The sequence below is a fragment of the Streptomyces bambusae genome (genome assembly GCF_020532645.1).
In the GTDB taxonomy this organism is placed as follows: domain Bacteria; phylum Actinomycetota; class Actinomycetes; order Streptomycetales; family Streptomycetaceae; genus Streptomyces; species Streptomyces bambusae.
In genome coordinates, this window is sequence record NZ_JAJAUZ010000037.1 from 1 (window position 1) to 21,379 (window position 21,379).

Sequence of the window (21,379 nt, forward strand, 5' to 3'; positions counted from 1 at the left end):
GTGCTGGTCATCGCCACGCCCGGCCGCACGCCGGGCGACCACACGATCGCCGGGGTGGCCGCGGTGCTGCTGACCCTGCTGACCGCGCGGGCCGAGCCGGGCGGGGGCGGGGCCGCCGCGCTGGTGCGGCTGCTGCTCGGCGGGAGCCCGGCCGAGGTGCTTCCGCCGGGCCCGTGGACGGTGGTGCACGCCCGCGGCGGCGGCGACCCGGCGGCCCTGGCGGCCGCCCTCGGCACGGGTCTCTACACGGCCGAGGGTCCGTACGTACGGCTGCTCGCGGACCGGGTCCCGGGGCCTCAGCCGGGGTGGCGGCTGGGCGTCGCGGCTCCGGCCGGTCCCGAGGCGCTGGCCGGGGCCGACGCGCAGGCGGCCCGGGCCCTGGAGCGGGCCGAGGCGGCCCGGGCGCCGCTGGTCCGGCACGCGGCGGCCGGTTTCGCGGGCCTGGTCGGCGCGGCGGAGGCGCGGGCCCACGCCGAGGCGCTGCTGGGGCCGCTGTCCGCCACGCTGCGGCCGACCCTGCGGGTCTGGCTGGCGCACCACGGCGGCTGGGACCGTACGGCGGCCGCGCTGGGCGTGCACCGGAACACGGTCCGCCAGCGCATCGCCCGCTGCGCCGCCCTGCTGGACCGGGACCTGGACGACGCGGACACCCGGATGGAGCTGTGGTTCGCGCTGCGGCTGGCGGAGGAGCCGCAGCGGCCGGTCAGCGGTTGAAGGCGGCCAGGCCGAACCGCTGGACGATCTTCATCCCGTCACCCTTCGCGTCCGTGCTGTTCACGGAGTAGACGAGGGTCCGCGACAGGTCGCGGGTGGCTGCGATGACCGTGTGGAAGCCGGGGCGTGAGCCGGTCTTGGCCCAGATGTCCCGCCCGCCGGGTCCGGCGCCCTTGAGCCGCTGGAGGCCGGCGCTGCGGGTGGCGCCCGGGATGTCGGGGACCGTGAACATCTCCTGGAGCTGGGGTTCGGGCACGACCCGGCCGCGGAACAGGGCGACGAGGAGGCGCTCCAGGTCGCGGGTGGTGGAGATCATGTCGCCGGCGGCGAAGCGGTCGGTCATGTTCCACTCCGTCACGTCCACCGGCTTGCCGTCCATCAGCTGGTAGCCGCGGTGGTGGGCGCCGTGGATGCGGGGGTCGCCGGCCCGGGGGAACGAGGTCCCGGTCATCCCGAGCGGGCGGAAGATGCGGACCTCGGCCTGGTGGGCGTAGCTGTCGCCGGTGACCTTCTCGATCAGCAGGCCGAGGATGGTGTAGTCGATGTTCTGGTAGACCTGCCGGCTGCCCGGGGCGTGTGCCGGGCCCTTGGCCAGGCCGTCGGCCACGACGTCCTGCGGGCGCAGGGTCTCGAAGCGGTGCGGGTAGCCCTCCTCGACGGTGCTGCCGAAGTCCCGGCCGGGCTGGATGCCGCTGGTGAAGTTCAGCAGGTGCCGCACCGTGACGGGTTCGGTGAAGCTCGCGGGGAGCAGGCCGGGCAGGTAGGTGCCGACGGGTGCGCCCAGGTCGACCCGGCCTTCGGCGGCGAGCTGGAGGACGAGGGCGGCGGTGACCACCTTGGTGGTGGAGCCGGCCCGGAACCGGGCGTGGTCGAGCGCAGGGGCGCCGGTCCGCAGGTCGCGTACGCCGGCGGTGCCGGACCAGCGGCCGTTCCCGCCGACCCGGACCAGGGCCGCGGTGGCGTCCCGGTCGGGCAGTCCGGCGAGCCCGGCACGCAGTGCGGCCGCGTCGGGGCCGGTCGTGGTCCAGGCGGAGGCCGAGGCGGCGGGTGCCGGGGCGGCGAGGGCGGTGGCGGCCGGGGCGGCGGCCAGGCCGAGCAGGAGGGCGGCGGCGGTGGCGGTGCGCAGACGGCGGTTCATGACACTCCCGGGTATGGCGCTCGGTGAGCACGCGGTTGCGGACACCACCCATCCTTGGCGCCGCCGTCCGGCGCCGGATCCTCCGTGCAGACGACCCGGGGGCCCGCCGTCCCCTGCGGGTGGCGGGCCCCCGGTTCGGGGGCCGTCTCGGGGGTGACCCCGAGACGGCGGTGGTGCGCGGCGGTCCGGTCCGTCAGATGTCGATCACGCGGTAGGCGATCGTGTAGACGCCGCCGGAGCCCTCCAGGGAGCGGTACTGGATCTCGGAGCCGGCCTCGGTGCCGGTGACGAGGGTGGCGCCGAGCTTGTCGTCGCCGCTGGTCGTGTCGTAGTCCCACAGGGTCAGGGTGCGGGCCTGCTGCTTGCCGAGGACCAGGGCGGCGTTGCCGTTGCCGTCGGTCAGGGAGCGGACGTAGTTGGTGCCCATGGTCTGGTACTTGGCGCTGCCGGGCCAGACCTTGACCTGGTTGCCGTTGGCGTCGGTGATCTTCAGGTAGGCCTCGTCGTGGTCGCCCTCGCTCTGCCGGTGGCAGGTCAGGTCGAGCAGCTCGATCTTCACGTAGTCGATCGGCTCGGCGTGGGCCGGGCCGGCGAGGGCGGCCAGGCTGCCGAGGCCCAGGACGGCGGCGGTGGCGAGGCGTGCGGCGTGCTTGCGGAACATCGGAATTCCCCCCGTGGGACGTTCGTTCGCCGGGGCCCGTCCCCGGCACGTCCACCACGGTGCCCGCGGCGCCCGCCCCGCCGCCACGCGCGTTCCGCTGAGCGGAACGGGGGCGGGGCGACTCCGCCCGCGTTCCCGCCTCGGGTCAGGGGACGACCACCGGCGGCAGCGGCCGTGCGCCGGCCGCGCCGCGGGCCAGGGCGCGGGAGATCGCGAGGCCGGTCTCCGCGACCGCGTGGGCCAGGGCCTCCAGCGAGCGGCCCGCCCGTACGACGCCGGCGAGGGCGGCCACCGTACGGCCGTCGGCGCTCCGGACGGGGACCGCGGCGCAGGTCACGCCGTCCATGACGGACTCGCGGTCGAGCACCGGGGCGGTGGACCGGGGGCCGCGCAGGGCCCGGCCGGCCGCCGTGTCGAGCAGGAAGCTCATGCCGTCCCGGACCGGTACCAGCGGCTCCGGGTCGCCGGGCACCGAGCTGACGGTCATCGCCAGGTCCTCGCGCATCACGGTGAGCACTGCACTGGCCCCGGTGGCGGCGCGCAGCCGGTGCAGCGGGAGCCGGGCGGCGGTGCGCAGGCCGGGGTGCGGCTGCCAGGACTGGCCGAGGCGGAACATCTCGGGGCCGACCCGGTAGCGGGTGCCCCGGCGTTCGACGGCGCCGACCGCGGCCAGCTGGTCGAGCAGCCGGTGCACGGTCCCCTTCGGCACCCCGCAGGCGACCGCCAGCTCCGTCACCCCGGCCTCGTCCCCGTGCCGGCGCAGCGCTTCCAGCAGCGCGAACGCCCCTTCCAGTACGCCCCGGCCCGGGGCCGCTGCTCCACCGTGTGCCGACGCTCCGGCCGACCCGCTCATGATTCCCCCGAAAACGGTTCCGCCCCGGCCGCATCCCCCTGGCGCGGCCCCGGGCCCGGCCGCCAGGATGCCGGGCGGGCGGGCCGTGGGCGAAAGGTTTCCGGGGCGTGTCCGGCAGCTCTGGACAGCCGCAGTGACTCCCCGGTAACTTAGCAATCTGAGCAAGCGCTTAGCCGAATGTCCGATCGACGAATCGGCCCGTAGACGCAAGGAGGCGGCCGTGCGCCGTACGGTATTCAACGAGGACCACGAGGCGTTCCGCGAGACCCTGCGCGCCTTCATCGAGGCCGAGGTCGTCCCGGTCTACGACGAGTGGTTCGCGGCCGGCCAGGCGCCGCGCGACTTCTACTACCAGCTCGGCGAGCTGGGCGTCTTCGGCATCAACGTGCCCGAGGAGTTCGGCGGCGCGGGCCTGGACACCCACAAGTTCGAGGCCGTCCTGTACGAGGAGACCTCGCGCGCGGGCGTCAACTTCGGCGGCTCCGGCGTGCACGTGCTGCTTGCCCTCCCGTACATCAAGATGCTCGCCACCGACGAGCAGAAGAAGCGCTTCCTCCCGAAGTTCGTCTCCGGCGAGGAGATGTGGGCGCTGGCGATGACCGAGCCGGGCACCGGCTCCGACGTCGCGGGCATGAAGACCACCGCCAAGCTCTCCGAGGACGGCACGCACTACGTCCTCAACGGCGCCAAGACCTTCATCACCGGTGGCGTCCACGCCGACCGGGTGATCGTCTGCGCCCGCACCTCCGCCCCGTCGGCCGACGACCGCCGCTTCGGCATCTCGCTGTTCGCCGTGGACACCAAGTCCGAGGGCTACTCGATCGGCCGCAAGCTGGACAAGCTGGGCCTGAAGACCTCCGACACCGCCGAGCTGGCGTTCGTCGACGTCAAGGTCCCGGTCGAGGACCTGCTCGGCGAAGAGGGCAAGGGCTTCTACTACCTCGGCCACAACCTGGCCTCCGAGCGCTGGGGCATCGCCTTCGGCGCGTACGCCCAGGCCGCGGCGGCCGTCCGGTTCGCCCAGCAGTACGTCACCGAGCGCACCGTCTTCGGTCAGCCGGTCGCGCACTTCCAGAACACCAAGTTCGAGCTGGCCGCCTGCCAGGCCGAGGTGGACGCCGCCCAGGCGGTCGCCGACCGCGCCCTGGAGGCCCTGGACGCGGGCGAGCTGACCCCGGCCGAGGCCGCCTCCGCGAAGCTGTTCTGCACCGAGGTCGCGCACCGCGTCATCGACCGCTGCCTCCAGCTGCACGGCGGCTACGGCTACATGAACGAGTACCCGATCGCCCGCCTGTACGCGGACAACCGCGTCAACCGCATCTACGGCGGCACCAGCGAGATCATGAAGTCGATCATCGCCAAGTCGATGGGCCTGTAACCCGCTTTGCCCGAGTTCGAAGAAGACGCCGCGCTGGCGGACCTCCTCGATCTGCTCGACCTGGAGCAGATCGAGGAGAACATCTTCCGCGGCACGAGCCGCACCTCCCTGGTGCCGCGCGTGTTCGGCGGCCAGGTCGCGGCCCAGGCTCTGGTCGCGGCCGGCCGCACGGTGCCCGCGGACCGGCTGCCGCACTCGCTCCACTCGTACTTCCTGCGCACCGGCGACTCCGGTGCGCCGATCGTGTACTCCGTGGACCGGATCCGCGACGGGCGGTCGTTCACCACCCGGCGGGTGGTCGCCGTCCAGCACGGCCGGCCGATCTTCCACCTCTCGGCGTCCTTCCAGACGTACGAGGAGGGGCTGGAGCACCAGGCCCCGATGCCGGCCGCGCCGGACCCGGCGACCCTGCCGACGGCGGCCGAGGCACTGCCCGCCTACCGCGACACCTTCCGTGACCCCGGCACCGTCGAACGGCTGCTGGAGGCGCGCGGCGCGGTGGACCTGCGGTACGCGACCACCCCGCCGTGGGGCTCTGTCGGCGAGCCGCTGGAACCGCGCTCCCAGGTCTGGTTCCGGACCCGGGGCAAGCTCGCGGACGACCCGCTGCTGCACATCTGCCTGGCCACGTACGTCTCCGACATGACCCTGCTGGACTCGGTGCTGCTCGCGCACGGCCGGGGCGGCTGGGCGGTGGGCGACGTGGTGGGCGCCTCCCTGGACCACGCGATGTGGTTCCACCGGCCGTTCCGCGCCGACGAATGGCTCCTCTACGACCAGGAGTCCCCGTCCGCCCACGGCGGCCGCGGCCTCGGCCAGGCCCGCATCTACACCCAGTCCGGCCACCTGGCCATCACGGTCATCCAGGAGGGCGTGGTCCGCGTCCCCCACCCCTGACCGGGGCCGGAGTGGTCCCCCGCGCTCAGTCCCACCAAAACGTCCAGGTGTGCGCACCGCGCAGCTCCCGGGCGTACTCGCGGATGCTCCCGGCACCCTGCCAGACGTTGTCCGGACAGAAGGCGAAGTGTTCGGCCGCCACGGCGAGGGCCGCTGCCGAGGTGACCGGCGGAGACGCGACCGACGCGAGCAGGTGGTCGAAGCCCAGTGCGACCACCCGGGCGCCGTAACGGTCCTCCCAGGACCGCAGGACCGCACTCAGCACGGCAGTGTCGTTCGTGTGGTTGGTCGGTCCGGTCCAGCCGGCCGCGGCGGGCAGATCGGCGGAGCGCCGGGCGGGGACCAGTGCCGGCCTGGGCCTTCCGCGGCCGCCGGCGCCGATCAGCACGGCCGCCGTCTCGGCCGCCGTGCGCTCGGGGTCCACCCCGGCCGCCGGGCCGGGCTCGGCGAGGCCCGCCCAGGTGCGGCCGAACGGCGCGATCACCTCGATGCCCTCGCCCTCGGGGTCCTCGTCCTCCTCCTCGTCGGGCACCACGCCCGCCCAGCAGGTGCGCAGGACGACCTCCGCATGGTGGTCGTCCGGGTCGGACATCCGCTCCGGCCGGAACACGTGCTCCCGCGTCCACCATCCCGGACCCCACGGCCCGTCGTCCGCGAGCAGCAGGGGCAGCAGTCCGTGCGGCCGCCCCAGGTCGCGCAGCCGCACCCAGTCGTCCGGCGCCGCCGGCACGTCACCGACCCACACCGTCCGCCGGCGGACGGGCCCGGCGAGCACACCGGGCGGAAGGACGGACAACGGGAACGAAGGCGTCGCGGACATCGTCATGCCGCGAACCTAACCCCGCCCACCGACAGCGCCCGGGCCCGCGACAGCGCACGGTGGCCGACCCGACGACCGAGGGCCGAAACCCGGCCGCCGGCCGGTGCGCCAGTACGTCGAGCTGCCGTTCGGCCCCGCCTGACGCGGCCCGCTACTCCCCCGTCAGCCCCGCCGCCGCCAGCAGGTACGCCGTCATCGGGTCGTAGTAGCGGGGGTCGCGGACGTGGTCGTCGAGGGGGACGACCACTTCCAGGGTGCCTTCGGATTCGCCGAGGAAGAGGGCGGGGTCGTTGGAGTCGGCGTAGGCGACCACGTCCAGGCCGCGCTGGCCGGCGCAGCCCGCCCAGCCGTGGTCCGCGACCACCAGGCCGGGCTGCGGGCGGCCGGCCGCGGCGAGGCCGTCGAGGATCGCCGCCATCGGGTTCGGCGAGTGGGTGTGCCACAGGGTCGCGCCGCGCTCCAGGACCGCGACGTCCGCGAACTGCCAGACCGCGCCCTCGTCGGCGGTCAGCCCCTGCGGGATCACCACGATCTCGCAGCCGGCGGCGCGGAGTGCGGCCGCGGTGGCCCGGTGCACGTCGAGAAGACCGCCCGGGTGCCCGGTGGCCAGCAGCACGGACTGCCGGTCGAGGGCCGCCTTGCGCAGCCTGGCGGCCATCCGCTCCAGCGCGTCGACGGTCAGTTCGGGGTCGATGGTGTCCTGGCCCACCCGGTGCGCCGGATCGTCGCCGACTCCGCAGCGCTCGGCCATCACGGCGAGGACGTCCTGCTCGTCGGCCCACCGGTCGCCCAGCTCCAGGCCCAGCCAGTAGTGGCGGTCTCCGTTGGCGAGCTTGCGGTAGTGGGAGAGGTTGTTGTCCCGCGGGGTCGCGACCTCCCCGGCGATGCGCGTACGGACGAGGTGCTCGATCAGGGCGGCACGGCTGGGTATCGGCATGGCGCCCATTCTGCCGCCGCCCGCCCGCCGGTGGGCGGTCCGTTCCACCGTCCGGACGCACCGGGCCGTCGGCCGGGTCAGTTCGAGAGCGCCCCGAACGCCCCGTGCGCGAGCCGCCGCAGCAGCGATTCGGCGGCGTCCCGGCCGGGCAGTCCGGCGCCGTGCGCGGACCCGAGGTGCGGGGTCGAGTTCAGCAGCCCGAAGACCGCGTGCACGGCGGCCCGGGCCTCGGCCTCCGGCGCCCCGGGGTGCAGCTGCCGTACGACGTCCACCCACAGCTCGACGTACTGGCGCTGGAGCTGGCGCACCAGCTTGCGGTCCTCGTCCCGGAGGCGGTCCAGCTCGCGGTCGTGCAGGGTGATGAGGGGCCGGTCGTCGAGGGCGAAGTCGATGTGGCCGTCGATGAGCGAGGCGAGCACCTCGGCCGGTTCCCCGGAGGCCTCGGCCACGCGGTAGCGGCCGCCGGTCAGCAGCCGCTCGCTGATGCCGACGAGCAGCTCGGCGAGCATCGCGTCCTTGCCCGCGAAGTGCCGGTACAGGCCGGGGCCGCTGATGCCGACCGCGGCGCCTATCTCGTCGACGCCGACGCCGTGGAACCCGCGCTCGGCGAAGAGGCGCGCGGCCTCCTTCAGGATCTGCTCGCGGCGGGTGGGCGCGGCGGCTCTGGTGCTCATGGGAATTCATTCTAGACAGGGCTGTTAGCGCTCGTTAACCTGATGGCGGCGTTAACGCTCATTAACCGCATGGACGAGCAAGGGAGCTCGACGGATGCAGCAGGCACCGGTGCTGGCGAGCGCCGCGGACCCGGCCTCCGCGGCCTGGCGGACCAACGAGGCCGCCCACCAGGAGCTCACGGACGGGCTGCGGGCCCGCCTGGAGACGGCCCGCGCGGGCGGCGGCGACAAGGCCCGCGCCAAGCACACGGCGCGCGGCAAGCTCCTGCCCCGCGACCGCGTCGACACCCTCCTCGACCCGGGGTCCCCGTTCCTGGAGCTGGCCCCGCTGGCCGCCGACGGCATGTACGGCGGGGCCGCGCCCGCGGCCGGCGTGATCGCGGGCATCGGCCGGGTCAGCGGCCGCGAGTGCGTGATCGTGGCCAACGACGCCACGGTCAAGGGCGGCACGTACTACCCGATGACCGTCAAGAAGCACCTGCGCGCCCAGGAGGTGGCGCTGGAGAACCGGCTGCCCTGCCTCTACCTGGTCGACTCGGGCGGCGCCTTCCTGCCGATGCAGGACGAGGTGTTCCCGGACCGCGAGCACTTCGGCCGGATCTTCTACAACCAGGCCCGCATGTCGGGCGCGGGCATCCCGCAGATCGCGGCCGTCCTCGGCTCCTGCACGGCCGGCGGCGCGTACGTCCCGGCCATGAGCGACGAGGCCGTCATCGTCCGCAACCAGGGCACGATCTTCCTCGGCGGCCCGCCGCTGGTGAAGGCGGCCACCGGTGAGGTCGTCACCGCCGAGGAGCTGGGCGGCGGCGAGGTGCACTCCCGCGTCTCCGGCGTCACCGACCACCTCGCGGAGGACGACGCGCACGCCCTGCGGATCGTCCGCAACATCGTGGCGACCCTGCCGGAGCGCGGCCCGCTGCCGTGGCCGGTGGAGGCTCCGGAGGAGCCGAAGGTGGACCCGGCCGGGCTGTACGGCGCGGTCCCGGTGGACTCCCGGACCCCGTACGACGCCCGCGAGATCATCGCGCGGATCGTGGACGGTTCACGCTTCCAGGAGTTCAAGTCCGAGTTCGGCCAGACGCTGGTGACCGGCTTCGCCCGGATCCACGGCCACCCGGTGGGCATCGTCGCCAACAACGGCATCCTGTTCGCCGAATCCGCCCAGAAGGGCGCCCACTTCATCGAGCTGTGCGACCAGCGCGGCATCCCGCTGGTGTTCCTGCAGAACATCTCCGGCTTCATGGTGGGCCGGGACTACGAGGCAGGCGGCATCGCCAAGCACGGCGCGAAGATGGTGACGGCCGTGGCCTGCACCCGCGTGCCCAAGCTGACCGTGGTCGTGGGCGGTTCGTACGGCGCGGGCAACTACTCGATGTGCGGCCGGGCCTACAGCCCCCGCTTCCTGTGGATGTGGCCCAACGCCAAGATCTCCGTGATGGGCGGCGAGCAGGCCGCCTCGGTGCTGGCCACGGTCAAGCGCGACCAGCTGGAGGCCCGCGGCGAGTACTGGTCCCAGGACGACGAGGAGGCCTTCAAGGCCCCGGTCCGCTCCCAGTACGAGCACCAGGGCAACGCCTACTACGCCACCGCCCGGCTCTGGGACGACGGCGTGATCGACCCGATGGAGACCCGGCAGGTGCTGGGTCTGGCCCTGACGGCCTGCGGCAACGCCCCGCTGGGCGATCCGGCCTTCGGCATCTTCCGGATGTGAGGACCCTTTCCATGTCTTCGATGTTCAGCACCGTGCTGGTCGCCAACCGCGGCGAGATCGCGGTCCGCGTGATCCGCACCCTGCGCGAGCTGGGCGTGCGTTCGGTCGCCGTGTTCAGCGACGCCGACGCCGACGCCCGGCACGTGCGGGAGGCGGACACCGCGGTCCGGATCGGCCCGGCCGCGGCCGCAGAAAGCTATCTCTCGGTGGAGCGGCTGCTCGAGGCCGCCGCCCGCACCGGCGCCGAGGCGGTCCACCCGGGCTACGGCTTCCTCGCCGAGAACGCCGCGTTCGCGGCCGCCTGCGAGGCCGCCGGGCTGGCCTTCATCGGCCCGCCGGCCGCCGCGATCTCCCTCATGGGCGACAAGATCACCGCCAAGGAGACGGTGAAGGCGGCGGGCGTCCCCGTCGTCCCCGGTTCCTCCGGCAGCGGCCTGTCCGACGCCGAACTGGCCGCCGCCGCGGCCGCCATCGGCATGCCGGTCCTGCTCAAGCCCTCCGCGGGCGGCGGCGGCAAGGGCATGCGGCTGGTGCGCGACGGCGCGGTGCTCGCGGACGAGATCGCGGCCGCCCGCCGCGAGGCCCGCTCCTCCTTCGGCGACGACACCCTGCTCGTGGAGCGCTGGGTGGACCGGCCGCGCCACATCGAGATCCAGGTGCTCGCGGACGCCCACGGCAACGTGGTCCACCTCGGCGAGCGCGAGTGCTCGCTCCAGCGCCGCCACCAGAAGATCATCGAGGAGGCGCCCAGCGTCCTGCTGACCCCGGAGATCCGGGAGGCGATGGGCGCGGCCGCCGTGCAGGCGGCACGTTCCTGCGGCTACGTCGGCGCCGGCACCGTGGAGTTCATCGTCCCGGGCGGCGACCCCTCCTCGTACTACTTCATGGAGATGAACACCCGCCTCCAGGTCGAGCACCCGGTGACGGAGCTGGTGACCGGGCTGGACCTGGTCGAGCTCCAGCTGCGGGTGGCGGCCGGCGAGCGGCTGCCCGTCACGCAGGACGACATCGTGCTGAACGGGCACGCGGTCGAGGCCCGGATCTGCGCCGAGGACCCGGCCCGCGGCTTCCTGCCCTCCGGCGGCACGGTGCTCTCGCTGTCCGAGCCGGCCGGCCCGGCCGTCCGTACGGACTCGGGCCTGAGCGCCGGGGCCGAGGTCGGCAGCACCTACGACCCGATGCTCTCCAAGGTGATCGCCTGGGGCCCGGACCGCGCCGCGGCCCTGCGCACCCTGCGGGCCGCCCTGGCCCGGAACACCGTGCTGGGCGTCTCCACCAACACCGGCTTCCTGCGCCGGCTGCTGGCCCACCCGGACGTGGTGGCCGGCGACCTGGACACCGGCCTGGTCGAGCGCGACATCGACGGGCTGCTGCCCGAGGGCGTGCCGGCCGAGGTGTTCGAGGCGGCCGCCGCGGTCCGCGAGGCCGCCCTGGCCCCGGCCCGGACCGGCGGCTGGACCGACCCGTTCGGCGAGCCCAGCGGCTGGCGGCTGGGCGGCACCCCGGCCCCGCTGCGGCACTGGTTCCGGCTGCCCGGCCAGGAGCCGGTGCAGTACGCGGCCCGGGACCGCGCCCGGCACCGGGTGGCGGACGGCACCGTGGCAGTCACCGTCGACGGCGTCGTGCACACCTTCGCGTTCGCCCCGAGCGCCGAGGGCGTGTGGCTGGGCCGGGACGGGGACACCTGGCACGTCCAGGACCACGACCCGGTCGCGGCGAGCCTCGGCAGCGCCCGGCACGGCGGCGCCGACACCCTGGCGGCGCCGATGCCCGGCACGGTCACCGTGGTGAAGGTGGCCGTCGGCGACGAAGTCGCCAAGGGCCAGAGCCTGCTGGTGGTCGAGGCGATGAAGATGGAGCACGTCATCTCCGCCCCGCACGCCGGCACCGTCACCGAGATCGACGTGACCCCCGGCACCACCGTGGCCATGGACCAGGTGCTCGCCGTCGTCACGCCCCACGAGGACGACGAGGAGGCCGCGAAGTGATCGGCCTGCCGATGACCGTGCCCGCGCCGGGGCTCCCGGCCCGGGTCCGCATCCACGAGGTGGGGGCCCGGGACGGCCTGCAGAACGAGCAGACCACCGTGCCCGTCGAGGTGAAGGCGGAGTTCGTCCGCCGGCTCGCGGGCGCCGGCCTGACCACCATCGAGGCCACCAGCTTCGTGCACCCGCGCTGGGTGCCGCAGCTCGCCGACGCCGAGGAGCTGCTGCCGCTGCTGACCGGCGTCGCCGCCGACCTGCCCGTCCTCGTGCCCAACGAGCGCGGGCTGGACCGGGCGGTCGCGCAGGGGGTGCGCCGCATCGCCGTGTTCGGTTCGGCCACCGAGACGTTCGCCGCGCGGAACCTGAACCGTACGGTCGACGAGTCGCTCGCCATGTTCGAGCCGGTCGTCGCCCGCGCCAAGGACGCCGGGATGCACGTCCGCGGCTACCTGTCGATGTGCTTCGGGGACCCCTGGGAGGGGGCCGTCCCGGTGCCGCAGGTGGTACGGGTGGCCAAGGCCCTGGTGGACCTCGGCTGCGACGAGCTGAGCCTGGGCGACACCATCGGCGTCGCCACCCCCGGCCACGTGGCCGCCCTGCTCGACGGGCTGGCCGGGGCGGGCGTGGGCACCGACCGGATCGGCGTCCACTTCCACGACACGTACGGCCAGGCCCTGGCCAACACGTACGAGGCGCTCCGGCACGGCGTCACCACCGTGGACGCCTCCGCGGGCGGCCTCGGCGGCTGCCCGTACGCCAAGAGCGCCACCGGCAACCTCGCCACCGAAGACCTGGTGTGGATGCTCGACGGCCTCGGCATCGAGACCGGGGTCGACCTGGCCGCCCTCACCGCCACGAGCGTGTGGATGGCCGAACAGCTGGGCCGTCCCAGCCCCTCCCGTACCGTCCGCGCCCTCTCCCACAAGGAGTAGCAGAATCATGTCCCTCGACCACCGGCTCTCTCCCGAGCACGAGGAACTCCGCCGCACCGTCGAGGCGTTCGCGCACGACGTGGTCGCCCCGAAGATCGGCGACCTGTACGAGCGGCACGAATTCCCGTACGAGATCGTCCGCGAGATGGGCGCCATGGGCCTGTTCGGCCTGCCGTTCCCCGAGGAGTTCGGCGGCATGGGCGGCGACTACCTCGCGCTCGGCATCGCCCTGGAGGAGCTGGCCCGCGTCGACTCCTCGGTGGCCATCACCCTGGAGGCGGGCGTCTCCCTGGGCGCCATGCCGCTGTACCTGTTCGGCACCGAGGAGCAGAAGCAGCAGTGGCTGCCGAAGCTGTGCTCGGGCGAGATGCTGGGCGCCTTCGGCCTCACCGAGCCGGGCGCCGGCTCGGACGCGGGCGGCACCCGCACCACCGCCGTCAAGGACGGCGACGAGTGGGTCATCAACGGCTCGAAGTGCTTCATCACCAACTCCGGCACCGACATCACCGGTCTGGTGACCGTCACCGCCGTCACCGGCCGCAAGGCGGACGGCCGTCCGGAGATCTCCTCGATCATCGTGCCGTCCGGCACCCCGGGGTTCACCGTGGCCGCGCCGTACTCGAAGGTCGGCTGGAACTCCTCGGACACCCGTGAACTCGCCTTCGACAACGTCCGGGTGCCGCTGGCGAACCTGGTGGGCGCGGAGGGCCGCGGCTACGCCCAGTTCCTGCGGATCCTCGACGAGGGCCGGATCGCGATCGCCGCGCTGGCCACCGGCCTGGCGCAGGGCTGTGTGGACGAGTCGGTGAAGTACGCCAAGGAGCGGCAGGCGTTCGGCCGTCCGATCGGCGACAACCAGTCCATCCAGTTCAAGCTGGCCGACATGGAGATGCGGGCCCACATGGCCCGGCTGGGCTGGCGCGACGCGGCCTCCCGGCTGGTGCACGGCGAGCCGTTCAAGAAGGAGGCGGCGCTGGCGAAGCTGTACTCGTCCACGGTGGCCGTCGACAACGCCCGCGAGGCCACCCAGATCCACGGCGGCTACGGCTTCATGAACGAGTACCCGGTGGCGCGCATGTGGCGCGATTCGAAGATCCTGGAGATCGGCGAGGGCACCAGCGAGGTGCAGCGGATGCTCATCGCACGCGAGCTCGGCTTCGGGGCCTGACGCCCCGGTTCGGTACAACCGTCGCGTTCCGCACCGGCGGTCACGGGATTTCGAGGGGCTCCGGTAAAAAGTTAGGACCCCCTTACCGTTTTCGGCCAAGGTTAGGCTAACCTTCCCTCCGAACGGCCCCGTGGCCGCCTGGCACGCACGAAAGCGGACATCGACATGCCCCAGTCCCGAACCACCCTCACCCGCCGCGGTCTGATCGCCGCCGGTGGCGCCCTCGGCCTCGTCGCCGCCCTCGCCGCATGCGGCGGTGGCTCCGACTCGGCGAAGGACGAGAAGGGCACGAAGGACAAGGGCACGGTGGCCTCCGGCCCCTTCACCTTCAAGGACGACCTGGGCAAGGACATCAGCCTGAAGGCCGCCCCGAAGAACATCGTCGCCTTCACCGGCACCGCCGCCGCGCTGTCCGACTACGGCGTCCAGGTCAAGGGCGTCTTCGGCCCGACCAAGACCGCGGACGGCAAGCCCGACGTGCAGGCCGGCACCATGGACGTCTCCAAGCTGGAGATCCTCGGCAACGAGTGGGGCCAGTTCAACGTCGAGAAGTACGCCGCCCTGCGTCCGGACCTCCTCGTCACCAACACCTGGGACGGCACGTACTGGTACGTCCCGGAGGAGTCCAAGGACAAGATCCTGAAGCTGGCGCCGGCCGCCGCCATCTCCGTGGGCGGCGACGCCACCCTCGACAAGGCGCTGGCCCGCACCGCGGACCTGGCCAAGGCGCTGGGCGCCGACCTGAACGCGAAGAAGACGGTCGACGCGAAGGCCCGCTTCGAGGCCGCGGCCGAGAAGGTCCGCGCGGCCACCAAGGCCAACCCGGGCATCAAGGTCCTCGTCGGCTCCGGTGCGGCCGACAAGTTCTACGTCTCCACCCCGAAGACCTCCGCGGACCTGAAGTACTTCGAGCAGCTCGGCGTCGAGTTCGTCATCCCGAACAAGCTCGACCAGGGCGGCTTCTTCCAGAGCCTCAGCTGGGAGAAGGCCGACGAGTACAAGGCCGACCTGATCCTGCTGGACAACCGCACGGGCACCCTCCAGCCCAAGGAGCTGTCGGCCAAGCCGACCTGGGCCCAGCTGCCGGCCGTCAAGGCCAACCAGATCACCCCGCGCACGACCGAGCCGATCTACTCGTACGAGAAGTGCGCGCTGATCCTCGAAGAGCTCGCCAAGGCCATCCAGAACGCCAAGAAGGTCAGCTGACCTCACGGTCAGACCGACCCGACTCCCGGGGGACCCGCCACCATGACCGCACCGACCGAGGCACCGGCCGAGCCGGACACGTCCGCAGCGGCCGCCGCGCACTTCGGCTTCTTCACCTTCGAGGTACAGCGCACGCGCCGGATCGGCCACTCGTTCCTGCGCGTCACCTTCGGTGGCGAGTCCCTGCGGGAGTTCCGCTCCGGCGGGTACGACCAGAGCCTGTCGCTGTTCCTGCCGCTGTCGCACCAGGAGCACACCGTCCTCCCCTCCACGGACGAGGACACCTGGTTCGGCGCCTGGCGGGCGATGCCCGAGGCGGAGCGCCCGGTGATGCGTTCGTACACGGTGCGCGACCAGCGGCGCTCGCCGTCCGGCGGGGTCGAGGTGGACGTCGACTTCGTGCTGCACGGCGACGCCTCCCCGGCCTCGGCCTGGGCGGGGCGGGCCCGCGCGGGCAGCCGCATCATGGCGATCGGGCCGCGCACCGGCGCCAACAAGTCGGTCCGCTTCCAGCCGCCGGCCGGCACCCGCACGGTCCTGCTGTACGCGGACGAGACGGCCCTGCCGGCCGCCGCGGCCATCCTGGCCCGGCTTCCCGAAGGGACGGCGGTCAAGGCCTGGTTCCAGGTCCCGCACGCCGACGACCGGCTCGACCTGGCGGCGCCCGCCGACGCCGAGGTGGTCTGGATCCAGCCGGCCGCGGACGGCTCCGGCCGCACCGGCCAGGTGCTGGAGGCGCTCCGCGCCGACGGTTCCGCTTCCGGTTCCGCTCCGGCCCCCGGCACGTACGCCTGGGTCGCCGGAGAGGCGGGCACCGTGCGGGCCGTCCGCCGGCACTTCGTGCAGGAACGTCACATCGACCGCCGTTGCGTGCGGTTCACCGGCTACTGGCGGCTCGGCGCCAGCGAGGAGGAACTCCTCGCCGAGGCGTACGCGGGCAAGGCTCCCAGCGAGGACCCGGAGTCCGCGCTGTAGCAAGGCAGTTGCCCGAGAGGGGCCCCGGTTTTCACACCGGGGCCCCTCTTCGTTTTGGGTTCCACTTAGGTTAGGCTAACCTAAGAACCACGCACCCGCCCTCTCTCCCTGCCCGGAGGAACTCCTGATGCGTTCGCATCTGCTCAACGACACCACCGCGGACAGCTACCGGCGTTCCGTCATCGAGGGCGTCGAGCGCGTGGCTGCCAAACTCGCGGCGACCCGGAAGCCGCACACCGGCATCTCGGTCGACGAACTCGCTCCGGTCATCGCGGACATCGACCTCGACACCCCGCTCGCCGACGCCTCCGCCGCCCTCGACGAGCTGGAGGACGTGTACCTGCGGGACGCGGTGTACTTCCACTCCCCGCGCTACCTCGGCCACCTCAACTGCCCGGTCGTCATCCCGGCCGTGCTCGGCGAGGCGGTCCTGTCGGCCGTCAACTCCTCGCTGGACACCTGGGACCAGTCGATCGGCGGCACGCTGATCGAGCGCAGGCTCATCGACTGGACCACCGGCCGCATCGGCTTCGGCGCCGCCGCCGACGGCGTGTTCACCTCCGGCGGCAGCCAGTCCAACTTCCACGCCCTTCTGCTGGCCCGCGACGAGGCCTGCCGGGTCGTCATGCAGGCCGACCCGCAGCTCACCAAGGCGGAGCTGCTGCCCAAGCTGCGCATCTTCACCTCCGAGGTCAGCCACTTCAGCGTGAAGAAGTCGGCCGCCATGCTGGGCCTCGGCTACGAGGCCGTCGTCACCGTCCCGGTCGACGAGAAGAAGCGGATGCAGAGCGACGCCCTGGCCCGCGAGCTGGCGGCCTGCGAGGCCGAGGGCCTGTTCCCGATGGCCGTCGTCGCCACCGCCGGCACCACCGACTTCGGCTCCATCGACCCGCTCCCGGAGATCGCCGGCCTGGCCGCCGCGTACTCCGCCTGGATGCACGTGGACGCCGCGTACGGCTGCGGACTGCTGGTCTCGCCCACCCGCCGCCACCTTCTGACCGGCATCGAACTGGCCGACTCGGTCACCGTCGACTTCCACAAGTCGTTCTTCCAGCCGGTCAGCTCCAGCGCCGTGCTGGTCCGCAACCGCGACACCCTCAAGCACGCCACGTACCACGCGGACTACCTCAACCCGCGCCGGATGGCGGAGGAGCGGATCCCGAACCAGGTCGACAAGTCCATCCAGACCACCCGCCGGTTCGACGCCCTCAAGCTGTGGATGACCCTGCGCGTCATGGGCGCCGACGGCATCGGACAGCTCTTCGACGAGGTGTGCGACCTGGCCGCCGCCGGCCACGAGCTGCTCGCCGCCGACCCGCGCTTCGAGGTCGTCGTCGAACCCCGGCTGTCCACCCTGGTCTTCCGCTACGTCCCCGAGGGCGGCGCCAACTGGGAACTGGTCGACCAGGCCAACCTGCACGCCCGCAAGGCCCTCTTCGCCTCGGGAGAGGCCGTGGTCGCCGGCACCAAGGTGGACGGCGCCCACTACCTCAAGTTCACCCTCCTCAACCCGCAGACCACGACGTCCGACATCGCGGCCGTCCTCGACCTCCTCGCCGAACACGCCGAGCAGTACCTGGGAGAATCCCTTGTCCACGCCTCGTGAGCCCCGCGCGCCGCACGATTTCATCGCCATCGGGCTCGGGCCCTTCAACCTGGGGCTCGCCTGCCTGACCGCGCCGATCGACGAGCTCGACGGACTCTTCATCGAGTCGAAGCCGCACTTCGAGTGGCACGCCGGGATGTTCCTGGAGGGCGCGCACCTCCAGACCCCCTTCATGTCGGACCTGGTCACGCTCGCCGACCCGACCTCGCCCTTCTCCTTCCTGAACTACCTGAAGGACAAGGACCGGCTGTACTCGTTCTACATCCGGGAGAACTTCTACCCGCTGCGGACCGAGTACAACGACTACTGCCGCTGGGCCGCCGACCGCCTCGACAACGTCCTGTACTCGACCTCCGTCACCGAGGTGACGTACGACGAGCAGGCCGAGCTGTACGAGGTCCACACCGACCGCGGCGACACCCACCGGGCCCGCCGCCTGGTGCTCGGCACCGGCACCCGGCCGCACGTCCCGGCGGCGTGCAAGGACCTGGGCGGCGACTTCGTCCACAACTCCGTCTACGTGCAGAACAAGGCGGAGCTCCAGCGGAAGAAGTCCATCACCCTCATCGGCAGCGGCCAGAGCGCCGCGGAGATCTACTACGAGCTGCTGTCGGAGATCGACGTCCACGGCTACCAGCTCAACTGGGTCACCCGCTCCCCGCGGTTCTTCCCGCTGGAGTACACCAAGCTGACGCTGGAGATGACCTCGCCCGAGTACGTGGACTACTTCCACGCGCTCCCCGAGGACACCCGCTACCGCCTGGAGACCTCGCAGAAGAACCTCTTCAAGGGCATCGACGGCGACCTCATCAACGCCATCTTCGACCTGCTCTACCAGAAGCGGGTGGGGATGCCGGGCCCGGTCCCGACCACCCTGCTGACCAACACCTCCCTCAACAGCACCGCGTACGACACCACCACGGGCACGTACACGCTGGGGCTGCGCCAGGAGGAGCAGGAGCGGGACTTCTCCCTCGCCACCGAGGGCCTGATCCTGGCCACCGGCTACAAGTACACGACCCCCGACTTCCTGAAGCCGGTCGCCGACCGCCTGAACGTCGACGGCCGCGGCCGCCTGGACGCCGCGCGCAACTACAGCGTCGACGTCACCGGCCGCGGGGTGTTCCTGCAGAACGGCACCACCCACAACCACTCCATCACCTCGCCCGACCTGGGCATGGCCGCGTACCGCAACGCGTACCTCGTCGCCGAGCTCCTCGGCCGCGAGTACTACAAGGTGGAGAAGTCCATCGCGTTCCAGCAGTTCGCAGCCCCGGAAGGCACCCTCGCATGAGCACCACCGACCTCCTCTACGCCCGGACGGACGCGGCCCTCGGCCGGTTCGAAATCCGCGCCCTCGACCCCCACGCGGACGCCGAGCTGCTGCACGGCTGGGTCACCCACCCCAAGGCCGCGTTCTGGATGATGCAGGACGCGTCACTGCCGGACGTCGAGGCCGAGTACGCGCGGATCGACGCGCACCCGCACCACGAGGCCCTCATCGGTCTCCACGAGGGCCGCCCGGCCTTCCTGATGGAGCGGTACGACCCCACGGAGCTGGAGCTGGTCGGCCTGTACGACCCGGAGCCCGGGGACGTCGGCATGCACTTCCTCGTCGCCCCGACCGACACCCCCCTGCACGGCTTCACCCGCGCCGTGATCACGACGGTGATGGCGGCCCTGTTCGCCGACCCCTCGGTGCGCCGGGTGGTCGTGGAGCCGGACGTCTCCAACAAGGCCGTACACGCCCTCAACGAGGCCGTCGGGTTCGAACCCGAGCGCGAGATCCAGAAGCCCGAGAAGAAGGCCCTGCTGTCCTTCTGCACCCGGTCCCGGTTCGAGGCCGCCACCGGCCTCACCACGGAGGTGTCGATATGACCGCCGCCCGCACCGACCTGGCCGGCGCCGTCTCCCACCTCTCCCCCGAGCTGTGGGCCCGCGCCAACCGCCACCTGGTCCGCAAGGCCCTCTCCGAGTACTCCCACGAGCGCCTGCTGACCCCCGCCGAGCTGGGCGACGGCCGCTACGCGGTCACCAGCGACGACGGCACCGTCGAGTACCGCTTCCGCGCCGCCCGGCACGCGCTGGACCACTGGGCGGTCGACGGCGCCTCCATCACCCGGCACCGGGACGGCGCCGAGCTGCCCCTCGACGCCATCGACTTCCACGTCGAGATGCGCGAGACCGTCGGCCTGAGCGCCGCGGTGCTGCCGGTCTACCTGGAGGAGCTGTCCTCCACCCTGTCCGGGTACGCCTTCAAGTACACCAAGGAGCAGACCCCGGCCGCGGTGCTGGCCAAGGGCTCGTTCCAGGACATCGAGACCGGCATGACCGAGGGCCACCCGTGCTTCGTGGCCAGCAACGGCCGCCTCGGCTTCGGCCTCCACGAGTACTTCGCGTACGCCCCCGAGGCCGCGGCCCCGGTCCGGCTGGTCTGGGTCGCCGCCCACCGCGACGTGTCCGCCTTCAGCGCGGGCGCCGGACTGGACTACGAGTCCTTCGTCCGGGCCGAGCTGGGCGAGGAGGCGGTCGCCGGCTTCGGGCGGCAGCTGGCCGCCCAGGGCCTCGACCTCGCGGACTACCACCTGCTGCCGGTGCACCCCTGGCAGTGGTGGAACAAGACCACCGTCACCTTCGCCGCCGAGATCGCGGACCGCCGGCTGGTCCTGCTCGGCGAGGGCACCGACGACTACCTGGCCCAGCAGTCGATCCGGACGTTCTTCAACACGAGCGCGCCCGAGAAGCACTACGTCAAGACCGCGATCTCCGTGATCAACATGGGCTTCATGCGGGGCCTGTCGGCCGCGTACATGGAGGCCACCCCGGCCATCAACGACTGGCTGCACCAGCTGATCGAGGGTGACGAGGTCCTGCAGTCCGTGGACTTCTCGATCATCCGCGAGCGGGCCGCCATCGGCTACCGCAACCTCCGCTTCGAGGCCGCCACCGACCGCTACTCGCCGTACCGGAAGATGCTCGCCGCCCTGTGGCGCGAGTCCCCGGTGGGCTCCCTGAAGGACGGCGAGCGGCTGACCACCATGGCCGCGCTGCTGCACGTGGACTCCGAGGGCCGCTCGTTCGCCGGCGCCCTGATCGAGGAGTCGGGCCTCACCCCGGCCGAGTGGCTGCGCCACTACCTGCGCGCCTACCTGGTCCCGCTGCTGCACTGCTTCTACCAGTACGACCTCGCGTACATGCCGCACGGCGAGAACACCATCCTCGTCATCGAGGGCGGCGTGGTGAAGCGGGCGATCTTCAAGGACATCGCCGAGGAGATCGTCGTCATGGACCCGGACGCGGTCCTGCCGCCGGCGGTCGAGCGGATCCGGGCCGACATCCCGGAGGACATGAAGCTGCTGTCCGTCTTCACGGACGTCTTCGACTGCTTCTTCCGCTTCCTCGGCTCGGTGCTGGAGTCCGAGGGGGTCTGCGCGGAGGACGTGTTCTGGCAGGCCGTGGCCGACTGCGGGCACGCCTACCAGGAGTCGATGCCGCAGCTCGCGGAGCGCTTCGAGCGGTACGACCTGTTCGCCGAGGAGTTCCAGCTGTCCTGCCTCAACCGGCTCCAGCTGCGCAACAACCAGCAGATGGTCGACCTGTCCGACCCGGCCGCCGCCCTCCAGCTGGTCGGCACGCTCAAGAACCCGGTCGCGCCCTTCGCGCGCCGCCGGGCCGTCTCTTCCTGAGACGCCCCAGACCGCCGGCCGGCGTACCAGGCCCTCGT

Annotated in this window: 19 protein-coding genes; 13 read left to right on the top strand and 6 right to left on the bottom strand. The window is 72.5% G+C overall.

The features are described from left to right. Positions 1–714, top strand: a 714-nt coding sequence (locus LG634_RS23800; protein ID WP_226736071.1) for a helix-turn-helix domain-containing protein, incomplete at its 5' end; no start/stop codon positions are given. Here the strand turns inward: LG634_RS23800 and LG634_RS23805 are convergent. The 3 genes from LG634_RS23805 to LG634_RS23815 form a co-directional block, all read right to left on the bottom strand. Then, positions 704–1,852, bottom strand: a complete 1,149-nt coding sequence (locus LG634_RS23805; protein WP_226736073.1) for a serine hydrolase domain-containing protein — start codon at positions 1,850–1,852, stop codon at positions 704–706. The genes LG634_RS23800 and LG634_RS23805 overlap by 11 nt on opposite strands. Before the next feature lie 193 nt (positions 1,853–2,045). Next, positions 2,046–2,513: a hypothetical protein gene (locus LG634_RS23810; RefSeq protein WP_226736075.1), complete on the bottom strand. Its 468-nt coding sequence runs from the start codon at positions 2,511–2,513 to the stop codon at positions 2,046–2,048. 145 nt (positions 2,514–2,658) lie between these two features. After that, on the bottom strand, positions 2,659–3,366 hold the full coding sequence (locus LG634_RS23815) for an IclR family transcriptional regulator (RefSeq protein WP_226736077.1): 708 nt from the start codon (positions 3,364–3,366) through the stop codon (positions 2,659–2,661). A 220-nt stretch (positions 3,367–3,586) separates the two neighbouring features. Here LG634_RS23815 and LG634_RS23820 point away from each other — a divergent pair, with 220 nt between their 5' ends. Together LG634_RS23820 and LG634_RS23825 are read left to right on the top strand one after the other, a co-directional pair. After that, positions 3,587–4,744: an acyl-CoA dehydrogenase family protein gene (locus tag LG634_RS23820; protein ID WP_226736079.1), complete on the top strand. Its 1,158-nt coding sequence runs from the start codon at positions 3,587–3,589 to the stop codon at positions 4,742–4,744. A gap of 6 nt (positions 4,745–4,750) precedes the next feature. Continuing rightward, positions 4,751–5,641, top strand: a complete 891-nt coding sequence (locus tag LG634_RS23825; protein WP_226736081.1) for an acyl-CoA thioesterase — start codon at positions 4,751–4,753, stop codon at positions 5,639–5,641. 25 nt (positions 5,642–5,666) lie between these two features. Here the strand turns inward: LG634_RS23825 and LG634_RS23830 are convergent, their stop codons facing one another. The 3 genes from LG634_RS23830 to LG634_RS23840 form a co-directional block, all read right to left on the bottom strand. Then, complete coding sequence (locus tag LG634_RS23830) at positions 5,667–6,467, bottom strand: DUF4253 domain-containing protein (RefSeq protein ID WP_226736083.1); 801 nt, start codon at positions 6,465–6,467, stop codon at positions 5,667–5,669. A gap of 145 nt (positions 6,468–6,612) precedes the next feature. Continuing rightward, positions 6,613–7,398 (bottom strand): phosphatase, encoded by a 786-nt coding sequence (locus tag LG634_RS23835; RefSeq protein ID WP_226736085.1) that lies wholly within the window; start codon positions 7,396–7,398, stop codon positions 6,613–6,615. A gap of 77 nt (positions 7,399–7,475) precedes the next feature. Then, positions 7,476–8,072: an SACE_7040 family transcriptional regulator gene (locus LG634_RS23840; protein WP_226736086.1), complete on the bottom strand. Its 597-nt coding sequence runs from the start codon at positions 8,070–8,072 to the stop codon at positions 7,476–7,478. Positions 8,073–8,166: 94 nt separating this feature from the next. On the opposite strand from LG634_RS23840, the gene LG634_RS23845 reads away from it, so the two are divergent. From LG634_RS23845 to LG634_RS23890, 10 genes are all read left to right on the top strand, one after another. Next, the gene (locus LG634_RS23845; protein ID WP_226736088.1) at positions 8,167–9,783 is read left to right on the top strand and encodes a carboxyl transferase domain-containing protein; all 1,617 of its coding nucleotides are present in this window, start codon (positions 8,167–8,169) and stop codon (positions 9,781–9,783) included. Between the two features lie 20 nt (positions 9,784–9,803). Continuing rightward, a complete protein-coding gene (locus LG634_RS23850; protein WP_226736186.1) occupies positions 9,804–11,771 on the top strand; it encodes an ATP-binding protein in 1,968 nt (655 codons plus the stop codon). A gap of 11 nt (positions 11,772–11,782) precedes the next feature. After that, on the top strand, positions 11,783–12,700 hold the full coding sequence (locus LG634_RS23855; RefSeq protein WP_226736188.1) for a hydroxymethylglutaryl-CoA lyase: 918 nt from the start codon (positions 11,783–11,785) through the stop codon (positions 12,698–12,700). Positions 12,701–12,707: 7 nt separating this feature from the next. Continuing rightward, positions 12,708–13,868 (top strand): acyl-CoA dehydrogenase family protein, encoded by a 1,161-nt coding sequence (locus LG634_RS23860; protein WP_226736090.1) that lies wholly within the window; start codon positions 12,708–12,710, stop codon positions 13,866–13,868. A gap of 165 nt (positions 13,869–14,033) precedes the next feature. Beyond that, positions 14,034–15,074, top strand: coding sequence for an ABC transporter substrate-binding protein (locus tag LG634_RS23865; RefSeq protein WP_226736092.1), 1,041 nt, complete (start codon positions 14,034–14,036; stop codon positions 15,072–15,074). Positions 15,075–15,116: 42 nt separating this feature from the next. Then, positions 15,117–16,049, top strand: coding sequence for a siderophore-interacting protein (locus LG634_RS23870; RefSeq protein WP_226736094.1), 933 nt, complete (start codon positions 15,117–15,119; stop codon positions 16,047–16,049). Positions 16,050–16,176: 127 nt separating this feature from the next. Continuing rightward, on the top strand, positions 16,177–17,655 hold the full coding sequence (locus tag LG634_RS23875) for a pyridoxal phosphate-dependent decarboxylase family protein (RefSeq protein WP_226736096.1): 1,479 nt from the start codon (positions 16,177–16,179) through the stop codon (positions 17,653–17,655). Further along, the gene (locus tag LG634_RS23880) at positions 17,639–18,949 is read left to right on the top strand and encodes a lysine N(6)-hydroxylase/L-ornithine N(5)-oxygenase family protein (RefSeq protein WP_226736098.1); all 1,311 of its coding nucleotides are present in this window, start codon (positions 17,639–17,641) and stop codon (positions 18,947–18,949) included. Before LG634_RS23875 ends, LG634_RS23880 begins: the two co-directional genes overlap by 17 nt. Further along, a complete protein-coding gene (locus LG634_RS23885; protein ID WP_226736100.1) occupies positions 18,946–19,533 on the top strand; it encodes a GNAT family N-acetyltransferase in 588 nt (195 codons plus the stop codon). The genes LG634_RS23880 and LG634_RS23885 overlap by 4 nt, the downstream gene beginning before the upstream one ends. Beyond that, positions 19,530–21,341, top strand: coding sequence for an IucA/IucC family protein (locus LG634_RS23890; RefSeq protein ID WP_226736102.1), 1,812 nt, complete (start codon positions 19,530–19,532; stop codon positions 21,339–21,341). Before LG634_RS23885 ends, LG634_RS23890 begins: the two co-directional genes overlap by 4 nt. Positions 21,342–21,379: the final 38 nt, after the last annotated feature.